Genomic DNA, 25,301 nt, shown 5'->3' with positions numbered 1-25,301 from the left:
CTTGTCTTCGGCGCGCGCTAATCCAGAAGAATGCAGCGTTTTCCAAACACCCTTCTGGACGGCTATCGCAACTTTATGAACGGGCGTTATGCCGACGCCCGCGACCGATATCGGCAGCTGGCCGAAAACGGCCAGAGCCCGAGTACGCTGGTCATTGCCTGTTCGGATTCACGCGCAGCTCCCGAGCTGATCTTCGATGCCGGCCCAGGCGAGCTTTTCGTTATCCGCAACGTCGCCAATATGGTGCCGCCCTACGAGCCGGATGGGCATTTCCATTCGACATCGGCCGCACTGGAATTTGCCGTGCAGGCGCTGAAGGTCTCGGATATCGTCGTGATGGGCCATGGCCGCTGCGGCGGCATCCGTGCAGCACTCGATCCGAACGTCGAGCCGCTGTCGCCGGGCGATTTCATCGGTCGCTGGATGTCGCTGGTCAAACCGGCAGCCGAGCAGATCCAGAGCAATGACGTGATGACGGCAGCCGAGCGGCAGACGGCGCTGGAGCGCGTTTCGATCCGCAATTCGATCGACAATCTCAGAACCTTTCCCGAGATCAGGACGCTCGAGGAGGCAGGGAAATTGCATCTCCACGGCGCGTGGTTCGATATTTCGACCGGCGAACTCTGGGTTATGGATGCCGAGACACGCGACTTCATTCGTCCCGAGATCTAGGGACCTGCCGCTTTATCAGTTTTTTAAGAATTTCCGTTAAGCTTCTGTCAGTGGTCGCGCGACCGACGTTTTTGATGACCGTGGCGATTGGCGATGAAATTCGAGACCATCAAAAAGGTTATCCTGGCGGCCATCATGCTGCCCTTCGTCTTCATGCTCATTGAAGGCGTCGTCGTCATCCGGACTTCCCTGACGCAATACAGGAACCTCGAGAAAGACCGGCAGTTCGCCGACGTGCTTGCCCGCGGCGGGTCAATCGCCGCCACTGAGATCCTGAGTGAAATCGGTGCCACGCGCCACTATCTCGCTCATCCCAGCAGCAAGACTGCGATGGACATGCAGCGAAGCCGGGCGACGCTCGATGACGAACGCCGGGCTTTTTACGCCAGCCTGCCTTCCCGCGATGTGCTCGATGAAGAGCTCATGGACGAATTGTCGACTCTCGGCCTCGCCTATAGCCGCATCATCGCCGCCCGAAGCGCCGTCGACCAGGGCCGTTATGCCGGCAGCGATCCCGGTTCCATCTACTGGTACGCGGCCCTCAAGCAGCTTGCCGTCGTCGATGCGCTCTCGCCGCTGATCAGCGACCCGGTGCTGCTCGAGAAATCCAACCAGCTGATGGGCATCATGCTGACCTACTATGGCGAAAGGCTGATCACCGGGATTGGCACGCGTTACCTCGACCGCGGCCCCTCCGCTAGATTTCCGGTGGAGCTGTTCGTGCAGGGAAAGGTGATGATCGGCGAGGGCATGGATCACATGGTCTTCCACTCCGAAAAGTCGATCGAGCGCGATATCGTCGGCTATCTCGGTCGCAGCAGTCAGGTGAAGGCGAATGCCATCACCGATGCGATCCTCGCCGGATCGCGGCCGACGCGCGCAGTACGTGACGTCTGGGCCGCGGCGCAGAACGAACGAATGAGTTTCCTGCAGCAGAAGATGATCGAGGCCGCCAGAGATATTCACGACACCGGCGAGAACTTTTCGACGCGTTCGCACCTGCATTTGACGCGGATTCTCGCGCTGTGTGCTGGTCTGCTCATCCTCGCCACGTTGGTGATGGTGCTTGCGGCACGGGGTCTGCGCCTGATCGACCGGCTGACGCTGGACCGCGAGGCGCTGGTGGCGGAGTTGCGCAACGCCGCCCAGACCGACCTCTTGACCGGCCTGTATAACAGGCGCGGCTTCGAGGTCGCGGCATCCGCGCTTCTGACCCAGGCCGAACACGGATCGCGCTGGATATCCGTCGTGCTGTTCGATCTCGATCATTTCAAGAGGATCAACGATATCTATGGTCATGACGCGGGCGACGCCGTGCTTCGCCATGTCGCGGGTGTCGCGCGCGAGAATTTCCGTTCTTTCGATCTGCTGGTGCGTCACGGCGGCGAGGAGTTCCTGGCGCTTCTACCCGATTCGACGCCAGACGACGCTGCAATCGTTGCAGAGCGGGTGCGGCTGGCGATCGAGATGGCGGAAATCCCGTTACCGAGCGGCGAGCTGCTCAAGGTCACGGCGAGTTTCGGATGCGCCGGCCGGGCAAACGACGGCGCAAGCCGGAACTTCGAGGATCTTGTCAAACGCGCAGATCTGGCGCTTTACGCCGCCAAGGCGTCCGGCCGCAACTGCGTCGTTTCCGGGCCGGTCGTGCCGGCTCCGCCGCAGGAGGAGCGCCGCAAGGCAGCCTCCGGCGGTGGTTTCGATGCGCGCCTATGAAAAACGCCGCATATTGCAGCGGCGTTTCGCGGGATCATTGTCTCTGAAGGCTTATCTGCCGCCGTCGATCTGCTGGCCGATATAGGCAATCGCCTGCTGATAGACGCTGGCGGCGTTCCAGCCCTGGATGGCAGCGAAATTCGGCTCTCCCGGCTGATAACCGGCGCCGGCGCGCCAGCCGTGACCCTTGAGAAAATTGGCGGTCGAGGCCAGCGCATCGGCGCGGGAGGCGACCATGTCGACACGGCCGTCGCCGTCGCCATCGGCGCCGAACCGCACGACGTTCCTCGGCAGGAACTGCGTCTGGCCGATTTCACCATGGGCGGCACCCTTTGCCTGCGGGCTCAGATAACCTTCGGAGACGAGCTGGAGCGCGGCATAGAGCTGGTCGGTGAAATATTCCGAACGACGGCAGTCATAGGCAAGGGTCGAAACAGCCGACAGCGTATGCTGATTGCCCATATAGCTGCCAAAACCGGTCTCCATGCCCCAGATGGCGATCAGCGGGCCGGCGGGAACGCCGAAGCGACGCTCAAGCGATGCAAAAAGGGCCTGGTTGGCGGCCTTCATGCTGCGGCCACGGGAGATGATGGCGGCTCCCCCGCGCTTCTGCATGAAGGCGTCGAAGGAGAGCTTGAAGCTTTTCTGGCCGCGGTCGGCGGCGATCGTCGGCTTGTTATAGTTGACATTGGCGAAGGCGCGGCTGAGCACCGATTGGCTGACGCCGTTGGCCGCTGCCGTCTGTTTGAAATCGGCAACCCAGGCATCGAAGCCGGCGCTGGTATTGCCGCATTGCGCTCCTTGCGCGAACGCCGGTACCGTATGGAGGACGCCCATTACCGCAGCGGCCGCCAGAAACAACTTTGTCATGCGCATTGAGAAACCCCGCTCTCGATCTGCATAGTTTTTAGGCGGGCAAGAGAATGCCAGTCACCCGCGATTTTGTCACGATCACCTTTTAGCGAACGCTTATACAGCTGTATTGCTTGAAAAAGCCCCGCTCACCGAGCAGGGCTTTAACATCTTATGGTTTACAAATGGTGTCAGGCGGCCTGCTTGCGCGGCTTGACCAGGCCGCGATTGACGAGCAGCTCGGCGATCTGGATCGCGTTCAGAGCCGCGCCCTTGCGCAGGTTGTCGGAGACTACCCACATATTAAGGCCGTTTTCAACCGTCGCGTCCTCGCGGATGCGCGAGATGTAGGTCGCATCTTCGCCGGCGGATTCATAGGGCGTGATGTAGCCGCCGTTCTCGCGCTTGTCGATGACGAGGCAGCCCGGCGCATCGCGCAGGATGTCGCGGGCCTGGTCGGCGGTGATCTCGTTTTCGAACTCGATGTTGACCGATTCCGAATGGCCGATGAAAACAGGTACGCGCACGGCGGTGCAGGTCACCTTGATCTTCGGATCGAGCATCTTCTTCGTCTCGGCCAGCACCTTCCACTCTTCCTTGGTATAGCCATCTTCCATGAAGCTATCGATGTGCGGGATGACGTTGAAGGCGATGCGCTTGGTGAACTTCTTGTTCTCGATCGGGTCGGCGACGAAGACGGCGCGTGTCTGGTTGAAGAGTTCGTCCATGCCGTCCTTGCCGGCGCCGGAGACGGACTGGTAGGTCGAGACGACAACGCGCTTGATCTTGGCGAAGTCATGCAGCGGCTTCAGCGCCACCACCAGCTGGGCGGTCGAGCAGTTCGGATTGGCGATGATGTTGCGCTTGGTGAACTGGCTGACGGCATCCGGGTTCACTTCCGGCACGATCAGCGGCACGTCGGCGTCGTAGCGCCAGGCCGAGGAATTGTCGATGACGACGCAGCCCTGCTGGCCGATCTTCGGGGAAAACTTCTTGGAAACCTCGCCGCCGGCCGACATCAGGCAGATGTCGGTGTCGGAGAAATCGTAGTTCTCCAGATTGGAGACCTTCAATGTCCGGTCACCATAGGACACCTCGGTGCCCTGCGAACGCGCCGAGGCGAGCGCCACGACCTCATCGGCGGGGAAGCCTCGTTCGGAGAGGATGTTGAGCATCTCCCGGCCGACATTTCCGGTCGCTCCCGCGACTGCTACTTTGAAACCCATTTCTCAAGCTCTCTTTCTCTTCTCTCCTCTTGTCCGGTGAGGGGAAAGGCGCGACGGATCGCGTCTTCCTGTCCCCAGCCGAGCCGGGGAGAGAGCGGCAGGCCAGAGACGTCAGACGGTTTTCGTCGTCGTTTTGGCCTTGGTTTTGGCAGAAACCGGAACGGCAATATCCACCCCGGCAACCCGTGCCCGGTCATTGCATCCGGCAATGGCGTGTTCGTCTCGAACCATGGAGATTCCTTTTCCGCTGTCGCTCTTAAAAGGTTTTCCACAGGAGTCAAGGTTTTTGCGCGGGCGGCTGCCAGACGGAAGGAGTGCTGTCGTAAGGACCGCCTGGGAACGGACCGTTCTGGTTCGATCCAGCCGTCTAGGTATATCCACGGACGCGCATGAGCACGCGGAGGAGGGCGTCGGGCACGATCTGAGGTGGCGTCCGCCGCAAACCGCAGCGAAATTTCCTTCCAGCGGAGCGCGCGATGCACGCGACAGAGCTCCCCCGCTGTTAGACTAAAGTCATAATCCCAAAGCATCCCTCTTTTTGATCCGCCGTTTCTGGCACACTCCCGTCAGGCGTGTCGCGGCCAGGGGTATGCTTGAGGAGAGTAGGCCGCGCGCGTTGCTCATCACTCTGTGGAGGACAGACAATGGCAAATGTCGCAAGCATCGACGGCGCGAAGGCCGGTCCGATGACGGGCGAGGAGAAGAAGGTCATCTTCGCTTCTTCGCTCGGCACCGTTTTCGAATGGTATGATTTCTATCTTTACGGCTCGCTCGCCACCTATATCGGCGCGACCTACTTCACCCAATATCCCGAGGCGACGCGCAACATCTTCACGCTACTCGCCTTTGCCGCCGGCTTCCTGGTGCGTCCCTTCGGCGCGCTGGTATTCGGCCGTCTCGGCGATCTCGTCGGCCGCAAATACACCTTCCTCGTGACGATCATGATCATGGGTCTGTCGACCTTCCTCGTCGGCATCCTGCCGGGTGCGGCCACGATCGGCATCGCAGCTCCGATCATCCTGATCGGCCTGCGCCTGCTGCAGGGATTGGCGCTTGGCGGTGAATATGGCGGTGCGGCAACCTATGTCGCCGAACATGCGCCGAACGGGCGCCGCGGCTATTTCACCTCGTGGATCCAGACGACGGCAACGCTCGGCCTGTTCCTGTCGCTGATCGTCATCATTCTGGTTCAGTCCATCATGGGTCCGGTTCAATTCGCCGCCTGGGGCTGGCGCATTCCGTTCCTGGTCTCAGTCGTCCTGCTCGGCATTTCCGTCTGGATTCGTCTGAAGATGAACGAGTCGCCCGCATTCCAGCGCATGAAGGCGGAAGGCAAAGGCTCCAAGGCGCCTCTGACCGAAGCTTTCGGCCAATGGCGCAACGCCAAGATCGCGATCATCGCGCTTCTCGGTGCCACCATGGGCCAGGCGGTCGTCTGGTACGGCGGTCAGTTCTATGCACTGTTCTTCCTGCAGAACGTGCTGAAGGTGGATCTGCAATCGGCCAACATCATGGTTGCGATCTCGCTTCTGCTTGGAACGCCGTTCTTCGTCATCTTCGGCGCGCTCTCGGACAAGATTGGCCGCAAGCCGATCATCATGGCCGGTCTTCTCATCGCCGCGGTGACCTATAATCCGCTATTCAAGGCGATGACCTGGACAGCAAACCCGGCACTTGCCGAAGCGCAGGCCTCGATCCGCGCGACGGTCACGGCCGACCCGGCGGACTGCAAGTTCCAGTTCAACCCGACGGGCACGGCGAAATTCACCAGCTCCTGCGACGTGGCGACGGCGTTCCTGACGAAGAACTCGGTGCCTTATGACGTCGTTGCAGGCCCTGCCGGGCAGCCGGCGACGGTGAAGGTTGGTAACGCGACGGTTCCGAGCTTTGACGCCGCTGCCGCCGGCGACAAGGCGAAGGGCATGACTGCCGCCTTCGAAAAGAGCGTCAACATCGCGCTTCACGATGCCGGCTATCCGCTGAAACGCGGTGTCGCCAAGGTGCCGGATGCCAAGCTCGATGCCTTCATCGCCGCCAATCCGGAACTGGCGCTCAATGCCGAAGCTATCCGCGCCGGCGCCAAGGAAACCATGCCGGCGGCCAAGCTGGTCGAAGGCAAGCTGCTGACGGCCGATGAGGCCAATGGCGTCACCGACATGGCGGTTTATACCATCGCCAATGGCGGCAATTTCGCCATGACCGCCGATCCTGCCCGCGTCAACTGGGTCGGCACGGTTGCGATCCTGTTCGTCCTCGTCCTCTATGTGACGATGGTCTACGGCCCGATCGCTGCACTTCTGGTCGAGCTGTTCCCGACCCGCATCCGCTATACCGGCATGTCGCTGCCTTATCACATCGGCAACGGCTGGTTCGGCGGCCTGCTGCCGGCAACCGCCTTCGCGATGAGCGCTGCTGCGGGCGATATCTACTACGGTCTCTGGTATCCGATCGTTTTTGCGGCGATCACGCTGGTGATCGGCCTGATCTTCCTGCCGGAAACGAAGAACAGGGACATCCACGCGATGGATTGATGACGCACTCGCGTCTCAGAAGCTCTAGAAACCGGCCCGGCGCTCACAAGGCGCCGGGCTTTTCCATGTCAGGGAACAGGCGCTTGGCGAGCGGCCAGCCGTCCGGCGCCAGTTTGAAGAGCAAACCGCAGCGGGCAAAGACGATCGCCATCAGCAGCGAGAACCAGGCGCCGAAGGCAAGGCCGGCGATGACATCACTCGGATAATGGGCGCCGACCATGACACGCGTCATGCCGAGCCAGATGGCGCAGGCGATGAAGGCAACGCGGTAGCGCGGAAACAGAAGCGCGAAGGCCGCAAAGAAGGCGCCGACCGTGGTGGAATGGCCGGAAGGAAAGCTTTCGAAAGCGGAATGGCCCGAAAAGGGCGTGAAAGAAAACATGCCGTAGTCGTGGAAGTGATCGGGACGAGCCCTTCCGATCGCCCGCTTCAAAAGATTGGCGAGGAGCCCTGAGAAAACGACCGTGGTGAAGAGATAGGCGCCGATCCAGCTGACATAGAGTGCCTGCGCCCTGGCTCGCGCCGTCTTCAAGAGCTTGTAGCCCGCCCTGCCCTGGAAGAAGAGCAGGATACTGGTAATGATTAGCCAGGCGGAATCGCCGAAACCGGTCAGGAGCTCGCCAAGCTGCTTCACCGATTCAGGAGGCTCGCTGGCGCCTATCGGCGCATCGAAGAGCAGCATGGAAAGGATCACGGCGTTGATCGTGATGAAGAGGCAGGCCTGCCAGCGCAAAGGCGGCATGGCAGCGTCGCTCCGGCGCCAGCGCCTGTCCAGGGAAGTCCAAAATGCCCGCATTTAGTCGTCCGTTCAAAATAGCCTTCGAGCGCGGCGCGTCCGACAGGCGCTCTATCACTTTGTGGCGCATAAACCGGAAATTCATACGACGGCTGAGTATGCGCTCGTGAAATCCGGCGCAAAAATACACGAGATTATGGCCAAGGATAGCCCGTTTTGGCTAATTCGACTGAACCGCGGATTGTTCATCCATGAAAAAAGCCCTCCGCATGCGTAATGCGAAGGGCGGGAAACTGTTTCACGTGAAATATATCAGGCGGAAAGCGCCTTGAACTCGGCAAGGATCGCATCGCCCATCTCGACGGTGCCGACCTGCCTTGCGCCATCGGCCATGATGTCGCCGGTGCGGATGCCCTTGTCGAGCACGTTGGCAATCGCCTTTTCCAGATCGTCGGCCTCCTTCACCATGTTGAAGGAGTAACGCAGGCACATGGCGAAGGAGGCGATCATGGCGATCGGGTTGGCGATGCCCTTGCCGGCGATATCAGGGGCAGAGCCGTGCACCGGCTCGTAGAGCGCCTTGCGCTTGCCGGTCTTGCCGTCCGGCGCGCCGAGCGAGGCCGAGGGCAGCATGCCGAGCGAGCCGGTCAGCATGGCAGCGACGTCGGAGAGCATGTCGCCGAAGAGATTGTCGGTGACGATGACGTCGAACTGCTTCGGCTGGCGCACCAGCTGCATGCCGCCGGCATCGGCGAGCATATGTTCGAGCTGAACGTCGGAATATTTCGCCTTGTGCGTCTCGGTGACCACCTGGTTCCAGAGCACGCCCGACTTCATGACGTTGCGCTTTTCCATGGAGCAGACGCGGTTCTGACGCGTACGGGCCATTTCGAAGGCGACGCCGGCGATGCGTTCGATCTCGTAGGTATCGTAGACCTGCGTGTCGATGCCGCGCTTCTGGCCATTGCCGAGATCGATGATTTCCTTCGGCTCGCCGAAATAGACGCCGCCGGTCAGCTCGCGGATGATCAGGATATCGAGGCCTTCGACCAGTTCCGGCTTCAGCGAGGAGGCCGAGGCAAGGGCCGGATAGCAGATGGCGGGACGCAGGTTGGCGAAAAGCTGCAGATCCTTGCGCAGGCGAAGCAGGCCGGCTTCCGGGCGCACTTCATAGGGCACGCTATCCCATTTCGGGCCGCCAACGGCGCCGAACAGAACGGCATCGGCGGCAAGCGCCTTCTGCATGTCGTCTTCCGAGATCGCCGCGCCATGGGCATCATAGGCGGAGCCGCCGACAAGGCCTTCGTCGGTGACGAAACCGGCATTCATTGCCTCGTTCATATAGGCGATGATCTTGCGGACCTCGCCCATGGCCTCGGGACCGATGCCGTCACCCGGCAGCAGGAAAAGATTGCGCGCTGTCATGGAGCCCTCCTGGAAAAACAAGCTGCGGCTTCTTAGACCCCGGAAATGGGCATTTCAAGCGAGAGAAAGGGTGAATCGGTACGCTTCGCTCTCAGCGCCGATAGTTGCTCCGACGCCTCCAACTGGAATAGAACGGAAGGCTCCAGCAGATATTTCCGGAATGTTTCCATGCCTTCAGCGCCTCTCCATCTCGACACGCCGCTGGCTCGAACAGCCGCTGATTTCAGCGCCAGCGGCAAGCCGCTCTGGCTGAAGCTCGACGCACTGCAGCCCTCCGGTAGCTTCAAGCTACGCGGCGTCGGCCGGCTTTGCCAGCACGAGGTGGAAAATGGCGCGCGCGAGATCTTCTGTGCTTCCGGCGGCAATGCCGGTATTGCCGCAGCCTATGCCGGCCGCGCGCTCGGCGTGCCGGTCACGATCGTCGTGCCGGAGACGACGGCGGCCGACGTCCGGCAGACGATTGCGGCAACCGGCGCCAGTGTCCTCGTGCACGGAGCCGTTTTCGACGAGGCCAATGCCCACGCGGTCGAACGCGCCCGGAGCCGCAAGGCGAGTTATGTGCATCCTTTCGACCATCCGCTTTTGTGGGATGGCCATGCGACGCTGGTCGACGAAGTGGTGGCGAAGGGCGCAAAATTTGACTGCGTCGTCACCAGCGTCGGCGGCGGCGGGCTGCTTGCCGGCATTGTGGAGGGGCTGAAGCGAAACGGGCTTCCCGACGTGCCTGTGATTGCCGTGGAAACCGAAGGGGCGGCTTCGCTGCATGAAAGCCTCAAGGCAAATGAGCGCATTATCCTGCCTGCCATCACCTCGATCGCCACATCGCTCGGCGCGCGGCAGGTCGCCCAGCATGTCTTCGACCTGCCGAAACAGCATCCGATCGAAAGCGTTCTCGTCAGCGATGCCGATGCCGTTGCCGCCTGCCTGAAATTTGCCGATGCGCGGCGCATCCTGGTCGAGCCGGCCTGCGGTGCCGCCCTTGCCGTTGCCGATGTCCATGCCGGGCTGCTGGCGCGCTTCGACAATCCACTAATCGAAGTCTGCGGCGGCATCGGCGTGTCGCTGGAAAAGCTGAGGCTCTGGAAAGAGCGGTTTCTCTGATCTCTAAAGCGCGTCGCGTTCTTTCGGATTCGCCTCCTTGCGCTTAAAGTTCTTTGTTGAAGCATGTCGTTGCCGCAAAACCGCTGCACAGTTGCGCGGCATGCTTTAGAAAAGAAAAAGCCGGGCAAAGGCCCGGCTTGATCGATCGTCATTCGTTCGGGCTTTAAGCGGCCCAGGGATGGGCAGAAGCGTTCTTCTTTTCGAATTCGTCGATCGCCTTGCCCTTTTCCAGCGTCAGGCCGATATCGTCGAGGCCGTTCAGCAGGCAGTGGCGCTTGAACTCGTCGAGATCGAATTTGATCGAACCGCCGTCGGGGCCGGTGATTTCGAGGTTTTCCAGGTCGACGGTCAGGATGGCGTTGGAGCCGCGCGAGGCGTCGTCCATCAACTTATCGAGGTTTTCCTGGCTGACCTTGATCGGCAGGATGCCGTTCTTGAAGCAGTTATTGTAGAAAATGTCGGCGAAGCTGGTGGAGATCACGCAGCGGATGCCGAAATCGAGCAGCGCCCAGGGAGCGTGTTCGCGCGAGGAACCGCAGCCGAAATTGTCACCGGCGACCAGGATCTTGGCATCGCGATAGGCCGGCTTGTTCAGGACAAAATCGGGATTTTCGGAACCGTCTTCGTTGTAACGGGCCTCGGCGAAGAGGCCGGTGCCGAGACCGGTGCGCTTGATGGTCTTCAGATAGTCCTTCGGAATGATCATGTCGGTGTCGATGTTGACGACCGGCAAGGGCGCTGCAACGCCCGTCAGCTTGACGAATTTATCCATGACCATGCTCCATTTCAGCAAACGTACTTTCCTGAATTTGCATCTAGTCCAGTTTTTCGCCGAAATGAAGGAGAATCTTTCGAAAGTGGCGGCCACGCGGCGTTTCGCGCGGCCGTCAGGGTGCGCGCGTTCTTACTTGGTCGGGGCGTTCAGGCCCCAGAGGACGCCGAACGGATCGCGAAGCTGGCCGTAGCGGTCGCCCCAGAACATCAGTTCGATAGGCATGACGACCTCGGCGCCGGCCGCAACCGCGCGCTCCCACCAGAAATCGATATCGTCGATGACCAGCTGGATGGCGAAGCCTTCATGACCTTTGAAGGGATGGCCGTATTCGGGATAGGCATCGGCCAGCATGAGGGAGCTGCCGTTGATATAGAGATGAATATGCATCGTCCGGCCGCTCTCGTCGACCGGCACCCTATGGGCCTCCTCGGCGCCGAAGGCCTTCATGTAGAATTCCGCGGCCTTCACCGCGCCATCGACCGTCAGATAGGGCAGCAGGCCATTCTTGACCGGCGGCATTTTAACCGGATTGTTTTCCGTCGTCGTATCCATGCTCGTCCTCCATCGTTTCTGAGCGCCGGCGGAATGCCTGGCTGCTTCAAAGACGTATCATGGAAGCATGATCCGACAGTGTCGGTCAGTTTTTTCTGGAAAGCAGTTCAGAGGTCGATGATCGTGCCGCGGCCGTCATTCCAGATGCGCATTTCGCGTTGGCCATTATTTGCCTTGGCGCGGACCGGAGCGGGCTTCATCTTCATCGAAAGGGCGCGGCCGACCATGAGCACGGTCAGGATGCCGCCGACGGCAAGCGTCACCGAAAAGGTGAGAAGCAGCATGGCGACAAAAACGGTGGCGCCGGCAAGTATGAAGAAGATGGAGCGAATGTTCTGCATGGGTTTGATACCTTTCTACAGAAAGGAATGTGGTCCTTCTTTTTTCTCTCTGCAAGGCAAGCATGGCTTTTTGTTGTCTTGCCGGGCTTTGCGAAGCTTGGCACTAATGAGTGATGAGCCGAACCATACCTCTCCGTTCCCTGCATCTGCGCCGCTCGGTGCTGAGCGTGCCCGCCATGAATCTCCGGGCGCTTGAAAAGAGCCATTCCCTTGATTGCGATGCGGTTATTTTCGACCTGGAGGATTCCGTCTCGCCCGAGAAGAAGGGGCAGGCGCGGGAAAATCTACGCGGCTTTTTTGCCGGGCCGCCGCTTGAGGGCAAGGAGAGGATCATCCGCATCAATTCTTTGTCATCCGAATTCGGGGCGGCGGATCTCGATCTGGTCAAGGCGCTTTTGCCCGACGCCGTTCTCCTGCCGAAGGTGGACGAACCTGGCGATGTGACTGACATCAGCGATCTGCTTGCCGATGCGGAGGCGCCGGAGGCGCTGCGCATCTGGGCGATGATCGAGACACCGCGCGGCGTGCTGAATGTCGGAGCGATCGCCGGAGCCGGCCGCACGCCGGGTGCAAGGCTCGATTGTCTCGTCGTCGGGCTTAATGACCTGCGCAAGGAAACGGGCGTGCTTCCCCAGCCGGGACGGAGCTATCTCGTGCCGTGGCTGATGCAGGTCGTCCTTGCGGTCAGGGCCTATGGGCTCGATGCGATCGACAGCGTCTTCAATGATTTCAAGGATGCCGAAGGCTTCGACGCCGAATGCGGCCAGGGCCGCGCCATGGGTTTTGCCGGCAAGATGCTGATCCATCCCTCGCAGATCGAGCCCGCCAACCGGCATTTCGGGCCGAGTGCGGAGGAGATTGCGGAAGCCGAGGCGGTCATATCAGCTTTTGCCGATCCTGACGCCAGGGGCCTCAATGTCATCAACGCCAACGGGCGAATGATCGAACGGCTGCATCTTGTCCAGGCCGAGGCTCTGGTTCATAAAGCTCGCCTGATATCTGCAAGAAAGCCCGCCTGATGAAACTCTACCGCTTCCTGACCGGTCCCGACGACGCCTCGTTCTGCCACAAGGTCACCGCCGCCCTCAACAAGGGCTGGTCGCTGGAGGGTTCGCCGACCTATGCCTTCAATGCCGCAACCGGCGCGATGCAGTGCGGCCAGGCCGTCGTCAAGACTGTCGAAGGCAAGGATTACGATCCGGAGATGAAACTCTCCGAGCAGTAAGACTTAATTCCAGGATAGACGCCTAACGCTCCGCGGCTTCCTCGGCGCTGGCCTCGATCCGCTCCATATCATCGTCGCTCAGCCCGAAATGGTGGCCGATCTCGTGGATCAGGACGTGGGTGATGATATCGCCGAGCGTCTCGTCATTCTCCGCCCAGTAATCGAGAATGGGGCGCCGGTAGAGGCGGATGCGGTTTGGCATCTCGCCGGTTTCCACCGTGAAACGTTCGGAAATGCCCCTGCCCTCGAAAAGGCCGAGCAGGTCGAAAGGGGTTTCCAGCGCCATGTCCTCGAAAACGTCGTCATCGGGGAAATCCTCGATCTCGATCGTGAGGTTGGTCGTCAGCTGACGGAATTCATCGGGCAGATGGCTATAGGCCTCCATGGCCAGCGACTCGAAAGTGCTGATCGTCGGCGCATGGCGGTCCCGCCAATCATCGCTCTGGTCTATGCGGGCCATGAATGTTCCTTCCTTTGCGGGCCCATATAGAACCTTTATCGCCGATTTTCGAGTGCGGAATCAAAGGCAGGAATAAATTCATAGAAAATGGTTGTTGACTCTTCTTCCGCTCTCTGGAATCCATAAGAACATAACAGGAACAAGACGGATCGGAGAAACGCCATGGCGCAGAACGCCCTGGCGCGCGAGCGGCTTTTTGCGCTCCGCGAAACCATCGCTAAGTTGGAGGGAAAGCCCGCGCCGGCGCTTGCGGCCGCGGAGCAGGAAGCCTTGGCGCAAGGACGCAAGACCCGCCAGGAGCGCATTCTGCCCCCCTTGCCGTTTGGGGTGGAGTTTGTCGATAGGGCGCTGGAAGGCGGCCTGCCCCTCGATGGGATTACCGAATTCCGCTCCGCGCTGTCTCGCGATGCGGGCGCGGCAAGCGGGCTGGCGATGGCTGTTGCCGCGCGGCTGCAGAAACAGGAATCAGATGCCGGCAGGCTTATGCCGTTGCTCTGGATCGGCGATGCCGTCGGCACGTTGGAGGCCGGCCGTCCCTATGCTCCCGGGCTTCGGGATTTCGGGTTGAGTCCGGAACGATATCTCCATGCCGCGCCGCGCAAGCTGGACGAAGCGCTCTGGCTCGCGGAGGCAGCGGTGGAAAGCGCTGCTTTCTCGGCCGTCATCCTCGAAGTGCGGGGCAACCCTGCGCATTTCGGCCTGACCGAAAGCCGCAGGCTCAGTCTCAGGGCGCATGCTGCCCGTCGTCCGCTCTTTCTTCTGCGGCAGGCAGGAGCGGAGGAGGCTAGCAGTGCGGCCTTGCGCCTGCATGTCGAACCGGCACCGTCTGGTCTGCGGCCGTTGCCGGATGGATCGAAGCTTGCCGGCAGTATCGGCAATCCGGTTTTCCGTCTCACGCTGGAGAAGAGCCGCAATCCGGCCCCGCTCTCCTTTCTCCTGGAGTGGAACCCCCATGAACGCGAATTTTTCCCTGTCTCCGAACCAAACCTCCTTCGTCCTCCAGGCGAACACTCAGCGCATTCTGGCGCTCAGCTTCCCGCATCTGCCAACCGATCGTATCGCCCGCAGGCGATGGGGGCCCTCCTGGCGTTCGAAAGGGCGTCCTGAGGCGCCGTCCATCGTCTGTTCGGGCAAGCTCAACAATGCCATGCGGTTGACGGCACTGGACGAATTGGCCGAGCGGCTGGGGCTGAAGAAGGAACAGGGCGTGGCCGAAGCGCGCGCCATGTATCCGACGCTCGATGTGGTGGAAGAGGATCCGGCGGCCGACCGCCGGCTGCTGGAGGCAATTGCCGACTGGTGCGACCGGTATACGCCTTTGGTGGCGTTCGACGGCAGGGACGGCCTGTTTCTCGACATTACCGGCTGCACGCATCTTTTCGGCGGCGAAAAGGCGCTTCTCAAGGATGTTCTGTCGCGGCTGTTTCACATGGGGATCGATGCGCGCGGCGCGATCTCATCGTCGCCGGGTCTTTCCTGGGCGGTGTCGCGTTTCGGGCAAAGCGGCGTGATCGAGGATGAGGAGACGGAGCAAGTGCTGATGTCCTTGCCGATCGCAGCTTTGCGGCTGCAGGGGCAAACCGTCGATGCGCTGAAGAAGCTCGGTCTGAAATATATCGGCGACATCATCAATGCGCCGCGGGCACCGCTGACCCGCCGGTTCGGGCCGGAATTGCTGCTGCGTCTCGACCAGGCGCTGGGACATGAAGAGGAAGCGGTTTCGCCCCGTCGTCCGGTCGCCAGCCTTTCGGCCGAAAGCCGCCTGATCGAGCCAATCGGAACTGAAGAACAGATCCTTGCCGTCACCAGGCAGGTCGCCGTGTCGCTGCAGCCGTCGCTGGAGGCACGAGGCGCCGGCGGGCGGGTGTTCGAATTGGTGCTCTTCCGCGTCGACGGCAGGGTCTTCCGTATTTCCGTCGGCGCTTCGCAACCGCTTCGCGAACCGAAATTTATCGCCGGGCTTTTTTCCGAGCGCCTGCAGGCGGTCTATGACGATCTCGATGCCGGTTATGGTTTCGAGATCGTGCGGCTGAATGTGTTGCGGCATGATCCCTTCAACGAAGCGCAGGCTGACTTCGAAGGCGATCGTCAGGGAGAAATCTCCCTTTCGGCTTTCGTCGACCGTGTCTCCGCTCGGCTGGGTGAGGATTGTCTGCAAAGTTTCCAACTCCGCGAGAGCCATGTGCCGGAACGCGCCGTCATCGCGGTTCCGACGATGGACAATCTTTCAAGACGTAGGAAAGCCGAGCAGAAGGCTTCTCTTCCTTTCCGCCAAGAGCGCCCGTTGCGGCTTTTTGCAACGCCGGAGCCGGTCGAGACCGTACTCGCCGAAGTGCCCGATGGTCCGCCGCAAATCTTTCGCTGGCGGCGTATGCAGCATCAAGTGGCAAAAAGCGAAGGTCCGGAGCGGATTGCCATGGAATGGTGGATCGACGGAAGTGACGCGGAGGCGCGCGATTATTTTCGCATCGAGGACGAGAGCGGCCATCGTTTCTGGATCTATCGTCGAGGTTTCTATGGCCGGGAACTCGATCCCCGCTGGTTCATGCACGGTGTGTTTGCATGAAGAGCGAGCGCGCATTTTTCGAGATCGGCGCGAAGACGAATTTCTCGTTCCTCGAAGGCGCCTCCAGTCCGGAAGAGATGGTCTTGCAGGCTGCTCATCTCCGACTCGGCGGTCTTGGAATTGCCGACCGGAATTCGGTTGCCGGCGTCGTGCGTGCGCATGCCCAGGCGGAACAGCTTGAGGAGAGATACAAGAACAGAGATGCGATCATGGCCCAAGCGGAGGAGAACGGAAAAAAGGAAAGGATTTTCCATCCAATCCGGATACAGCCGGGCGCCCGTCTCGTCTTTTCCGACGACACGCCTGATATCCTCGCCTACCCATGCAATCGGCGGGGCTGGGCAAACCTCTGCCGCCTTCTCAGCGCTGGCAATCTGAAGGAGGAAGCGGTCAAGGGAACCTGCATCCTGACCGAAGCGGAGCTCATGGAATGGGGGGACGAGATGATGCTTGCCCTCGTTGCCGATCGTACCCTTGTCGAGAGCCAGGCGGGCCAGACTGCGCTGGAGGATTATCTGGAACGGTTTCGCAGACGTTTCCGCAAGGCTTTTTTTATGGTGCTGGCGCCGGCCTATGACGGTCGCGACAGGCAGGTGTTTGCGGTGCTTGCCATGCTTGCCGCCCGAAATCGCGTGCCGTTGATTGCGACCAACCAGCCGCTTTACCATCATCCTGAACGCCGGCCGCTTTCAGATGTCGTGATCGCGATCCGGGAGCATGTGCAGATATCACAAGCCGGATTCCTGCTGGCGCCGAATGCCGAGCGCTACCTCAAGGATTCACGTGAAATGATGCGGATATTCGGGGACTATCCCGATGCGGTCGAAAATACGCAGGTCTTTTTCGGCAAACTGACCTTTTCGCTGAAGGAACTGCAGCACAATTATCCGCCTGAAAACGATCCCGGCGAAACGCCGCAGCAGACCCTTGAGAGACTGACGAGGGCGGGAGCCGCAAGGCGCTATCCCGGGGGTGTGCCACCCAAGGTGGCGCAGCAGATCGATTATGAACTGAAACTCATCGGCGATAAGAACTACGCCTCCTACTTCCTGACGGTTCACAGGATCATCCAGCACGCCCGTTATGACCTCAAGGTGTTGTGCCAGGGACGCGGATCGGCGGCAAATTCGGTCATCTGCTATTGCCTTGAAATAACGGAAGTTGACCCTCAGAAGAGCACGCTGCTTTTCGACCGTTTCATTTCGATGGACCGGGACGAGCCGCCGGATATCGACGTCGATTTCGAGCATGACCGGCGTGAGGAAGTCATCCAGTTCATCTACGGACGATATGGCATCGAACATGCCGGGCTGACGGCGGGAGTGACCACCTACCGCACCCGTTCTGCCGGCCGTGAGGTCGCCAAGGCCTTTGGCCTGTCGGAGGATGTTCAGTCGGCGATCAGCAGCCTCGTCTGGGGTTGGTCGGAGGACAATCTCTCCGATCGGGATGCCAAGGCGGCCGGTCTCGACGTCAAGGATCCACTGACCCAGAACGTGCTGCAATATGCCTCCGAGCTTCTCGGCTTTCCGCGCCACCTCACCCAGCATGTCGGCGGCTTCGTCATCACGCGGGACCGACTCGACGAGGTCGTGCCGATCATGAAGACGGCGATGCCGGATCGCTACATGATCGAATGGGATAAGGACGATCTCGACAACGTCAAGATCCTCAAAGTGGATGTGCTGGCGCTCGGCATGCTGACCTGTCTGCGGAAGGCCTTTTCGCTGCTTGAATTGCATTATGATGTCAAGAAGACGCTCGCAGACCTCGGCAACAGGGAGCATGGGGACGAGGGCAAGCCGGTTTATGAGATGATGGGCCGGGCCGATACGCTTGGCGTCTTCCAGATCGAGAGCCGGGCGCAGATGAGCATGCTGCCGCGCCTGAAGCCGAAGATATTCTACGACCTCGTTATCGAGGTGGCGATCGTTCGGCCAGGACCGATCCAGGGCGATATGGTCCATCCCTATCTGAAACGCCGGGAGCAGCGGGCCAGGAACATTCCCGTGAAATATCCAAGCAAGGAGCTGGAAGCGGTCCTCGAAAGAACCCTCGGCGTCCCCCTCTTTCAGGAGCAGGCGATGCAGATCGCAATCACCGCTGCAGGCTTCAGGCCGGCAGAGGCCGACAAGCTTCGCAGAGCGATGGCGACATTCAAGCGGACCGGTACGATCGGCGATTTCGAGAAGCGCTTCATCGAGGGAATGGTCGCAAAGAATTACGATCCCGAGTTCGCAAAGCAATGTTTCAATCAGATCAAAGGTTTCGGTGAATATGGCTTTCCGGAAAGCCATGCCGCATCCTTTGCGCTGCTCGTCTATGCCTCTTCATGGCTCAAGGCCTATTATCCCGATGTCTTCTGCGCGGCGATGCTGAATTCCCAGCCGATGGGGTTTTACGCGCCGGCTCAGCTGGTGCGGGATGCACGCGAACATGGGGTAAGGATCCTAGCGGTCGACATCAATGAATCCGACTGGGATTGTACTTTGGAAGAGGCTGCCTTCGACCGAAAGGCTGTCGATTTCCGGCATGGGCAGATGCGGGGGATCATCAAGACCCGGCATGCGGTGCGGCTGGGTTTCCGGCAGATCAAAGGTCTCTCGTCAGACGATATGAAACGGCTTGTCGACAATCGAGGGCAAGGATATCGTTCGGTGCGCGATCTCTGGCTGCGATCCGGTCTGCCGAAATCCGTCATCGAGCGACTGGCGGATGCGGATGCATTCCGATCCATCAATCTGTCGCGCCGCGAAGCGCTTTGGGCTGTGCGGGCACTGGATGTGAAGAGTGCGGCCGAAGAGCTGCCTCTTTTCGAACAGGTCCGTCATATCGACCTTCAGCCCGAACCCGCGGCGGTGCTGCCGGATATGCTGCCGGGCGAGCAGGTGATCGAGGATTATCGTTATCTCTCGCTGTCGCTGAAAGCGCATCCCGTCTCGTTTCTGCGGGAGGAATTGCGAAAGGCGGGCATCACACGCAATGTCGATCTTCTGACGGTGCCCAACGGGAAGAGAGTGACGATTGCCGGTCTGGTGCTGGTGCGGCAGCGCCCGGGTTCGGCCAAAGGCGTGATCTTCATGACGCTGGAGGACGAAACCGGCGTTGCCAATGCGATCGTCTGGAACAAGATGTTCGACAAATATAGGGCAGTCGTCATGGGGGCCCGGCTGGTGAAAATCCGCGGCAGGCTGCAAAGCCATAGCGGGGTGATCCATACGGTCGTCGAGCATATCGAGGACATGACGCCGGCGCTTGGCATCCTGCAACGCGAGGCCCGGCGTTTCGGCGCTTGTGAGCGCGCGGACGAGGTGCTGAGGCCGGGGGTCGACCCACGGCAGAGAAAATTTGCGACTGCGCAGGAGAAGGCGGAATTGGAAAGACGGATGAGTGCGGCGGGACGCCATGGCGGTGCGGCGGAAACCGCCGAGGTCATGCCGCGCGGGCGGAACTTTCATTGAACACGTCAAAGCGGCCGCTGACCGGGCACACCTTCATCATGCGCTCGCTGCAAAATTTCAGACAATCTGCAACAGCCCTCGTCCATCGCTTCCAATCGATGCAATCGGATTCGAATTTTTTCTTGACAGCCATCATCTTCTTTAGCAAAAAACACGATAGTCAGTGTCATGTTTGGAAATGAAGACGTGCTTGTCTGCAGCTGCAATTATATAACCGACAAGGAAATCCGGGAGGTTATCACCAACCTTCTCGACGAGGACTGTTGGCAGCTTATCGTACCTGCGAAGGTCTACCACGCCATGGAAAAACGCGGCCGTTGCTGCGGCTGCTTCCCCAATGTGGTCGATATCATCATCCAGACGACCGAGGAATATCACGCCCGTCGCCACTCGACGGAGACCGAAATATTTGATTTCATGTCACGCTTGAAACGATTCCATGAGGAAAACAGGAGAGCGGACATTGAAAGGCGACAAAAAGGTCATCGAGCGGCTTAACGAGGCACTGTTCCTCGAGCTCGGCGCGGTCAATCAATATTGGGTTCATTATCGGCTTCTCGAGGACTGGGGCTACACCAAGCTCGCCAAGAAGGAGCGCGCCGAATCCATCGAAGAAATGCACCATGCCGATCGGCTTGTTGCGCGCATCATCTTCCTCGAAGGCCATCCGAATCTGCAGACTCTGGCGCCTCTGCGCATCGGCCAGAATGTCAAGGAAGTGCTGGAAGCCGATCTTGCCGGCGAATATGACGCCCGCACGGCCTACAAGAAGTCGCGCGATATCTGTCACGATGCCGGCGACTACGTTTCCATGAAACTTTTCGAAGAACTGCTGGCGGATGAGGAAGGCCATATCGACTTCCTCGAAACGCAACTCGATCTGCTCGAGAAAATCGGCGAGAGCAAATACGGCCAGCTTAACGCCGATTCGGCCAACGAAGCCGAATAATTCGGACGGAAATGCCGGCCACTCCGCGCGGCTGGCATCTTCAATACACGTCTTCGCGCAAAAAGGCGCTCAGTCTTCCGACTGCAGCGCTGCCAGATGCCGGAACTCGGCGATCACCTGGTCGTAGACGGCGCGCTTGAACGGAACGATCAGACCGGGCAGTTCCTGCATCGGCTTCCATTCCCAGGCATCGAATTCCGGATCATGACCGCCGGGCGGCGGGTTGATGGCGATCTCGCTTTCGTCGCCCTCGAAGCGGAAGGCGAACCAGCGTTGCGTCTGGCCGCGGAATTTCCCTTTCAATCCGATGCCGATCAGCGCCGGCGGCAGATCATAGTTGATCCAGTCCCTTGCTTCGGCAAGCAAGGTCACCGTTCTGATCCCGGTTTCCTCGTAGAGCTCACGATAGGCGGCGTCCAAGGGATCCTCGCCCTTGTCGATGCCACCCTGGGGCATCTGCCACAGCTGCGGCGAGCCGTCATATTCGGAATTGCCGTCGGGGATCCGTCGCCCGGCCCAGACCAGGCCATCGCGGTTCAGGATCATGACGCCGACGCAGGGACGGTAGGGCAGATCCTCGGCTTTCACGGTCGCCTGGCTCATCTTCTTCTCCGTTCAGGAATTATCTCAGGGGCTTCTCGGGTCGTTGGAAAGCGCCGCGACGCCGACGATCTCGATGCCGCGCATGGATGCTTCCTCGCTCCATTTGGCGATAGCGTCGACACTTTCATCGAAAGCCGAGGCGATGCCGATCGCCTGGCCATTCTTGCGGGCGATGCGTTCGAGCTCGTCGAGCTTCTTCAGGATGGCGCTGATATCGAGCTGGCCGTCGAGCTGCAGGTCGGCAAAGGCATAGGGCAGTTCGGTGCCTTTGGCGACCGTCGCCGTTTTCGACTGCGCCGACGTGCCGTCGTCGAGGAACAGCAGGCCGCGCTTGCCGATATCGCGCATGACAGGTTCCATGGCGGCGGGGTCGGAGAGGAAACGGCCGCCGAGATAGTTCATGATGCCGGTGTAATTGGTGATCTCACCCATCGCCTTGTGCAGGTTCTCGATGTTGCGGGCCACCGGCTTCGAGGTCAGCAGCGTCTCCGGACCGGGATTATTGGCCGGATAATCAAATGGCTCGAGCGGCACCTGCAGAAGAATCTCGTGGCCGCCGCGGCGGGCCTCCTGCATCCAGCGCTGCAGGCTGTTGCCGCTTGCGGCAAAGGCGAGGGTGATTTCCTCCGGCAATTCGGCGATGGCGCGCTGCGTCCCCGTCTGGCTGAGGCCAAGGCCGCTGACGACGATGGCAATGCGGATGCCACGTGCGCCGGATGAGGGACGGGCATATTGGTCCATCGGCCGCCGGCCGTCGGGGCCGACGATCGGCAGCCTGCCAAAGGCGGTGTCTTCGAGCAGTGCTTCATTGGGTTGGGCTGCCATGCGCGGGTCCTGGCCGATCTGCATGGCATCGACCAGCACCGGTCCGCTGCCGTCGCGAGGGCGGGGACTGTATTTGGTGACGACGGAGCCATCACCGGTGATCATCTGTTCGACATTGGCGCCCGAGCGTGGATCGGCGCGGGGCATTCCGTCCGCCGCCTGGTCGGCAGCGGCCGTCGGCGGTTTGCCGGAAGCTTGGGTTGCGGCCTGTTCGGCCGTCGGCGGTTTGGCGCGCTCCAGCCCGTCGCCCCGAAAGGCGGTATAGAGAGAAAAGCCGCCTATCGCGAAAAGGCAGAGACTGGCAGCAATGCGGCCGAGGCGCAGCACGCCGGGACGCCGGCTGGCGGTTTTGCGGTTGCGCCCCAAAGGCGCATGCAGGTCCGTTCCCAATTTTCTCGCCCGCTCCAAAACCGGGAAACAGCATAAAGGGTCAAGGCCGGGCGAGTGCCCGGCCTTGCGACGATCGATTACTTGGCGACGACGGCCTTACCAGGGTTCGGCGGGAAGGCCGGATCGGTCTTCTTGCCGCGCAGAAGGTCGAGCGCGTAGTTCAACTGAACGTCATCCTTCGGATCCGGCGGCACGTAGGCAACGGAGCCCGAACCTTCATCGGTTTCGCTCTGACCCTTGATGTGGCCGCGCAGGCTGGATTCGCCTTCGGTCACCATCTTGCCCTGCAGTTCTTCCGGCAGCGGCTCTTCGACCTTGATGTCAGGCGTGATGCCGGTGCCCTGGATCGAGCGGCCCGACGGTGTGTAGTAGAGTGCCGTGGTCAAGCGCAACGCGCCGTTCTCGCCAAGAGGGATAATCGTCTGGACGGAACCCTTGCCGAAGGAACGGGTGCCGAGAACGGTGGCGCGGCGCAGATCCTGAAGCGCGCCGGCAACGATTTCCGATGCGGAGGCCGAACCGCCGTTGATCAGCACGATAACCGGCTTGCCGTCAGTCAGGTCGCCCGGGCCGGCATTGAAGCGGCGGGTTTCATCGGGATTGCGGCCGCGGGTCGAAACGACCTCGCCGCGCTGCAGCAGGGCATCAGAGACATTGATCGCCTGGTCGAGCAGGCCGCCCGGATTAAGGCGCAGGTCGAGGACGTAGCCCTTCAGCTTGTCGGCCGGAACGGTGTCCTTGATCTTCTTGATCGCCTTTTCCATGTCGGGATAGGTCTTCTCGGTGAAGGAGATGATGCGGAGGTAACCGACATCGTCCTCGACGCGTGATTTGACCGCCTGGACGGCGACGACGTCACGGACGATCGTCAGCTCGATCGGCTTGTCGGCGCCCTTGCGGATCAGCGTCAGCTTGATCGGCGTGTTGACGGCGCCACGCATCTTCTCGACCGCGTCTTCCAGCTTCAGGCCGCGCACGGACTGGCCGTCGATCTCGGAGATGTAGTCGCCAGCGAGAACGCCGGCCTTGGCGGCGGGCGTATCGTCGATCGGGGTGATGACCTTGACGAGCTCGTCTTCCATCGTGACTTCGATGCCGAGGCCGCCGAACTCACCCTTGGTCTGGGTGCGCATGTCCTCGGCGTCCTTCGCATTCATATAGCTCGAATGCGGATCGAGCGAGGAAAGCATGCCGTTGATGGCATTCTCGATCAGCTTGTCTTCGGCCGGCGGCGTGACGTACTGCGCACGCACGCGTTCGAAGACATCGCCAAATACCGAGAGTTCCTTATATGTAGAGGATCCGGCCGCTTCTGCCGGCACACCTGCCGAGTAAATGACGCTCATCGCGGTCGCACCCATCAATGCGCCGACCAGAACAAGAGAAGCCCTACGAATCATTGCGTGCCTTTCCAGTGTCCTTGGCGGTCCACCACGGTCGGGAATCGACCGGTTTACCGTCTTTTCGAAATTCAATGTAAAGCGTTGGCCGGTCCGTTTCCAGCGCCAATGCAGTTGCGCTTGCCACTCTTTTCGCCCCCATCACGGCGAGCGGCTCGCCGGCGAAAACGAATTTTCCCTGACGGGTATTGATCGTATCCATTCCCGAGAGAACCAGGTGATATCCGTCGCCCGCATCAAGAATGATCATCTGGCCGTAACTGCGGAAAACGCCGGCGAAAACCACCAAGCCATCTGCAGGCGCCGTCACCACTGTCTCCGGGTTGGTGGCGACGGTCATTCCCATGGCTTCGTGCCCGGTGCCGTCGGCGTCGCCGAACTGGCGCAGGATATCGCCTGCCACGGGCAGCTCCAATTTGGCCCTCAATTCTCCGAAGGGATATGCGGGCGCAATGCGGTTTTTATCGGGCACGCCACTGTCGGCCAGAGCCCGCGCCTGAGCCCGCTGTTCGTCGGTCAGGAGCTTGCGGTTCTCCTCGGCCTGGCGGGCGGCGGCAGCCGCATCGCGCACGGAAGCGATCTCGGATTCCATCGACGCGACGAGGCCTTCCAGGCTGGTCGCCTTGCCCGCCAGCTCCTCCGAACGTTTCCTTTCGGCGGCCAGTTCGGCGGCGTTGCTGCGGCTGAGCTTGTCGTTTTCGGCAAGCAGCAGGTCCATGCGGCGCTCTTCCTCGATGCCATCGGTCATCGTCGCCGTCAGGCCGGCCTTTTCGGCCGCACTTGCCGTCTGCAGGGCGGCAAGGCTTGCAAGGTCTGCCGCGAGCTTGTCGGTTTCCTTGCGGATGCCGGGCACGACGGCGCCGAGAAGGATGGCGCTGCGCACGGAAGCGAGCGCGTCATCGGGAGTGACGAGCAAGGCTGGGGGCGGGTTGCGGCCCATGCGCTGAAGTGCTGCCAGTACCTCGGCCAGCAGGCCGCGGCGTTCATGCAGCGAACGGCGGATGCCATCCTGCTTGACGCCGAGATCGGCCAGCTTCTTCTCGCTTTCGAGGATCTGCTTTTCGAGCCCCTTGCGGCGGGCGGCGGAATCGATCAGCGCCTGGCGGATGCTCTCCGTGCTTTTTTCCAGATTGGCGATGCTTTGCTGGAGTTCGCTCACCTTGTCCGAGGAAAGACTGATGGATTTCGCCAGGGTTTCGAGCTCGGCGCGGGTCTGATCGCGTTTGGCGGCAAGTTCAGCGGCCGGATCGGGTGGCGGCGGCTCGGCTGCGGGCGGCTGCGCTGCAGATTGCGCCGCTTCCGGCGCGGCTTCCTGCGCCCGGACGGTGAAGGTGTTACCTGATACGACGATGACGGCGATACCAAAACCGGCCGCAAGGGCCGGCAGGATCATGCGGTGTCGCCTGGTTGGTGTCGTCGTCATGCGTGTCGGGGCACTCTTTCAAATCGCGCGGAGACTAAGCTGATTTGGCACGCTTTGCCAGAAAGTTCGCAGGCG

General features: G+C 60.7%; 23 protein-coding genes and 1 pseudogene. 11 read left to right on the top strand and 13 right to left on the bottom strand.

Annotation, left to right across the window (positions count from 1 at the left end):
- Positions 1-30 precede the first annotated feature (30 nt).
- Both C4N04_RS21965 and C4N04_RS21960 read left to right on the top strand, forming a co-directional pair.
- Complete coding sequence (locus C4N04_RS21965) at positions 31-672, top strand: carbonic anhydrase (protein ID WP_077992409.1); 642 nt, start codon at positions 31-33, stop codon at positions 670-672.
- 93 nt (positions 673-765) lie between these two features.
- Positions 766-2,385: a GGDEF domain-containing protein gene (locus tag C4N04_RS21960; protein ID WP_106797020.1), complete on the top strand. Its 1,620-nt coding sequence runs from the start codon at positions 766-768 to the stop codon at positions 2,383-2,385.
- Positions 2,386-2,436: 51 nt separating this feature from the next.
- Here the strand turns inward: C4N04_RS21960 and C4N04_RS21955 are convergent, their stop codons facing one another.
- The 3 genes from C4N04_RS21955 to C4N04_RS32235 all read right to left on the bottom strand — a co-directional run bounded on the left by C4N04_RS21955 (position 2,437) and on the right by C4N04_RS32235 (position 4,826).
- The gene (locus C4N04_RS21955; protein WP_038692068.1) at positions 2,437-3,261 is read right to left on the bottom strand and encodes a lytic murein transglycosylase; all 825 of its coding nucleotides are present in this window, start codon (positions 3,259-3,261) and stop codon (positions 2,437-2,439) included.
- 167 nt (positions 3,262-3,428) lie between these two features.
- Positions 3,429-4,463: an aspartate-semialdehyde dehydrogenase gene (locus C4N04_RS21950; protein ID WP_038692066.1), complete on the bottom strand. Its 1,035-nt coding sequence runs from the start codon at positions 4,461-4,463 to the stop codon at positions 3,429-3,431.
- Between the two features lie 111 nt (positions 4,464-4,574).
- Positions 4,575-4,826 (bottom strand): hypothetical protein, encoded by a 252-nt coding sequence (locus C4N04_RS32235; protein ID WP_077992472.1) that lies wholly within the window; start codon positions 4,824-4,826, stop codon positions 4,575-4,577.
- Between the two features lie 281 nt (positions 4,827-5,107).
- Here C4N04_RS32235 and C4N04_RS21940 point away from each other — a divergent pair, with 281 nt between their 5' ends.
- A complete protein-coding gene (locus C4N04_RS21940) occupies positions 5,108-6,994 on the top strand; it encodes an MFS transporter (protein WP_077992405.1) in 1,887 nt (628 codons plus the stop codon).
- A 43-nt stretch (positions 6,995-7,037) separates the two neighbouring features.
- Here the strand turns inward: C4N04_RS21940 and lpxE are convergent, their stop codons facing one another.
- Positions 7,038-7,790 carry a lipid A 1-phosphatase LpxE gene (lpxE, locus tag C4N04_RS21935; RefSeq protein ID WP_179363785.1) on the bottom strand — a complete coding sequence of 251 codons (753 nt, stop codon included), beginning with the start codon at positions 7,788-7,790 and terminating at the stop codon, positions 7,038-7,040.
- 252 nt (positions 7,791-8,042) lie between these two features.
- Complete coding sequence (leuB, locus tag C4N04_RS21930) at positions 8,043-9,155, bottom strand: 3-isopropylmalate dehydrogenase (protein WP_038692060.1); 1,113 nt, start codon at positions 9,153-9,155, stop codon at positions 8,043-8,045.
- Positions 9,156-9,323: 168 nt separating this feature from the next.
- Here leuB and C4N04_RS21925 point away from each other — a divergent pair, with 168 nt between their 5' ends.
- Positions 9,324-10,256, top strand: coding sequence for a pyridoxal-phosphate dependent enzyme (locus C4N04_RS21925; RefSeq protein WP_039622897.1), 933 nt, complete (start codon positions 9,324-9,326; stop codon positions 10,254-10,256).
- A gap of 163 nt (positions 10,257-10,419) precedes the next feature.
- Here C4N04_RS21925 and leuD read toward each other — a convergent pair whose 3' ends face one another.
- The 3 genes from leuD to C4N04_RS21910 all read right to left on the bottom strand — a co-directional run bounded on the left by leuD (position 10,420) and on the right by C4N04_RS21910 (position 11,924).
- A complete protein-coding gene (gene leuD, locus C4N04_RS21920; RefSeq protein WP_038692803.1) occupies positions 10,420-11,028 on the bottom strand; it encodes a 3-isopropylmalate dehydratase small subunit in 609 nt (202 codons plus the stop codon).
- Between the two features lie 132 nt (positions 11,029-11,160).
- Positions 11,161-11,583, bottom strand: a complete 423-nt coding sequence (locus tag C4N04_RS21915) for a glyoxalase/bleomycin resistance/extradiol dioxygenase family protein (RefSeq protein ID WP_009987234.1) — start codon at positions 11,581-11,583, stop codon at positions 11,161-11,163.
- A gap of 107 nt (positions 11,584-11,690) precedes the next feature.
- Positions 11,691-11,924: a hypothetical protein gene (locus tag C4N04_RS21910; RefSeq protein WP_106797019.1), complete on the bottom strand. Its 234-nt coding sequence runs from the start codon at positions 11,922-11,924 to the stop codon at positions 11,691-11,693.
- 113 nt (positions 11,925-12,037) lie between these two features.
- Here C4N04_RS21910 and C4N04_RS21905 point away from each other — a divergent pair, with 113 nt between their 5' ends.
- Both C4N04_RS21905 and C4N04_RS21900 read left to right on the top strand, forming a co-directional pair.
- Positions 12,038-12,943, top strand: a complete 906-nt coding sequence (locus tag C4N04_RS21905; RefSeq protein WP_106797018.1) for a CoA ester lyase — start codon at positions 12,038-12,040, stop codon at positions 12,941-12,943.
- Positions 12,943-13,149, top strand: coding sequence for a DUF1737 domain-containing protein (locus C4N04_RS21900; protein WP_009996762.1), 207 nt, complete (start codon positions 12,943-12,945; stop codon positions 13,147-13,149). The genes C4N04_RS21905 and C4N04_RS21900 overlap by 1 nt, the downstream gene beginning before the upstream one ends.
- A gap of 22 nt (positions 13,150-13,171) precedes the next feature.
- Here the strand turns inward: C4N04_RS21900 and C4N04_RS21895 are convergent, their stop codons facing one another.
- Positions 13,172-13,609: a metallopeptidase family protein gene (locus C4N04_RS21895; protein WP_008528622.1), complete on the bottom strand. Its 438-nt coding sequence runs from the start codon at positions 13,607-13,609 to the stop codon at positions 13,172-13,174.
- Between the two features lie 162 nt (positions 13,610-13,771).
- Between C4N04_RS21895 and C4N04_RS32230 the strand changes: the two genes are divergently transcribed.
- From C4N04_RS32230 to bfr, 5 genes and pseudogenes are all read left to right on the top strand, one after another.
- Positions 13,772-14,716 (top strand): hypothetical protein, encoded by a 945-nt coding sequence (locus tag C4N04_RS32230; protein ID WP_245425643.1) that lies wholly within the window; start codon positions 13,772-13,774, stop codon positions 14,714-14,716.
- Positions 14,628-16,175 (top strand): DNA polymerase Y family protein, encoded by a 1,548-nt coding sequence (locus C4N04_RS21890; RefSeq protein ID WP_280950800.1) that lies wholly within the window; start codon positions 14,628-14,630, stop codon positions 16,173-16,175. Before C4N04_RS32230 ends, C4N04_RS21890 begins: the two co-directional genes overlap by 89 nt.
- Positions 16,172-19,636: an error-prone DNA polymerase gene (locus C4N04_RS21885; protein WP_106797016.1), complete on the top strand. Its 3,465-nt coding sequence runs from the start codon at positions 16,172-16,174 to the stop codon at positions 19,634-19,636. The genes C4N04_RS21890 and C4N04_RS21885 overlap by 4 nt, the downstream gene beginning before the upstream one ends.
- Positions 19,637-19,734: 98 nt before the next feature.
- Positions 19,735-20,134 (top strand): annotated as a pseudogene (locus C4N04_RS21880) ((2Fe-2S)-binding protein).
- Positions 20,100-20,585 (top strand): bacterioferritin, encoded by a 486-nt coding sequence (gene bfr, locus C4N04_RS21875; RefSeq protein WP_009994966.1) that lies wholly within the window; start codon positions 20,100-20,102, stop codon positions 20,583-20,585. Before C4N04_RS21880 ends, bfr begins: the two are co-directional and overlap by 35 nt.
- A gap of 69 nt (positions 20,586-20,654) precedes the next feature.
- On the opposite strand, the gene C4N04_RS21870 is transcribed toward bfr, so the two are convergent.
- From C4N04_RS21870 to C4N04_RS21855, 4 genes are all read right to left on the bottom strand, one after another.
- On the bottom strand, positions 20,655-21,188 hold the full coding sequence (locus tag C4N04_RS21870; protein WP_077992397.1) for an RNA pyrophosphohydrolase: 534 nt from the start codon (positions 21,186-21,188) through the stop codon (positions 20,655-20,657).
- 24 nt (positions 21,189-21,212) lie between these two features.
- On the bottom strand, positions 21,213-22,403 hold the full coding sequence (locus C4N04_RS21865) for a divergent polysaccharide deacetylase family protein (RefSeq protein WP_077992391.1): 1,191 nt from the start codon (positions 22,401-22,403) through the stop codon (positions 21,213-21,215).
- Positions 22,404-22,480: 77 nt separating this feature from the next.
- On the bottom strand, positions 22,481-23,803 hold the full coding sequence (locus tag C4N04_RS21860) for a S41 family peptidase (RefSeq protein ID WP_106797015.1): 1,323 nt from the start codon (positions 23,801-23,803) through the stop codon (positions 22,481-22,483).
- Complete coding sequence (locus C4N04_RS21855) at positions 23,793-25,196, bottom strand: murein hydrolase activator EnvC (protein WP_077992384.1); 1,404 nt, start codon at positions 25,194-25,196, stop codon at positions 23,793-23,795. Before C4N04_RS21855 ends, C4N04_RS21860 begins: the two co-directional genes overlap by 11 nt.
- Positions 25,197-25,301 lie beyond the last annotated feature (105 nt).

It is taken from the genome of Rhizobium sp. H4, assembly GCF_003013335.1.
In the GTDB taxonomy this organism is placed as follows: domain Bacteria; phylum Pseudomonadota; class Alphaproteobacteria; order Rhizobiales; family Rhizobiaceae; genus Rhizobium; species Rhizobium sophoriradicis.
This window is presented reverse-complemented; position numbering and strand designations above follow the sequence as displayed.